The 792-nt window shown below is 61.5% G+C and carries 1 protein-coding gene and 1 pseudogene; both read left to right on the forward strand.

Features of this window, described 5'->3' with window-relative positions; translation table 11 throughout:
- Positions 1-2: 2 nt before the first annotated feature.
- A complete protein-coding gene (gene ftsL, locus BK660_RS30330) occupies positions 3-236 on the forward strand; it encodes a cell division protein FtsL (protein ID WP_123436408.1) in 234 nt (77 codons plus the stop codon).
- Positions 236-792: pseudogene (locus tag BK660_RS30335) on the forward strand (penicillin-binding protein 2); the annotation flags it as partial. The gene ftsL and the pseudogene BK660_RS30335, both read left to right, overlap by 1 nt.

Here is a 792-nt window from a genome sequence, read left to right on the forward strand (position 1 = left end):
TCATCGGCGTGCTCGTCTCGGCCATCGCCGTGTCGTACAGCGCGCACTGGAACCGGCAGTTGCTCAATACCCTTTATAACGAACTCAGCGTGCGCGACAAGGCGCAGGCCGAGTGGGGCCGCCTGATTCTTGAGCAAAGCACCTGGACCGCGCACAGCCGCATCGAAGTGCTGGCCACCGAACAACTGAAAATGCACATCCCTGGCGCGGCTGACGTGAAGATGGTGGCGCCATGATGAAACTCGAAGGCGCACTGTTCCCATGGCGCTTCCGCCTGATGGTGGCGCTGCTCGGCGTGATGGTCGCGGCGATCTGCTGGCGCATCATTGACCTGCAAGTGGTTGACCGTGACTTCCTCAAAGGTCAGGGCGATGCGCGCAGCCTGCGTCACATTCCGATTCCGGCTCACCGTGGTCTGATCACCGACCGTAACGGCGAGCCTTTGGCCGTGAGTACCCCGGTGACCACGCTGTGGGCCAACGCCAAGGAAATGCAAACGGCGAAAGAGAAGTGGCCGGCACTCGCCGCCGCGCTGGGTCAGGATCCGAAAGCCCTGACCGAACGCCTCGAAGCCCAGGCCAACAAAGAATTCATTTATCTGGTGCGCGGGCTGACCCCCGAGCAGGGCCAGTCTGTGCTTGATCTGAAAGTGCCGGGCGTTTACGGCATCGAAGAATTCCGCCGGTTCTACCCGGCCGGTGAAGTCACCGCACACATGGTCGGGTTTACCGACATCGATGACCACGGTCGTGAAGGTGTCGAACTGGCCTATGACGAATGGCTCGCCGGGGT

This window comes from Pseudomonas brassicacearum (assembly GCF_003732265.1).
Lineage (GTDB): Bacteria > Pseudomonadota > Gammaproteobacteria > Pseudomonadales > Pseudomonadaceae > Aquipseudomonas > Aquipseudomonas brassicacearum_D.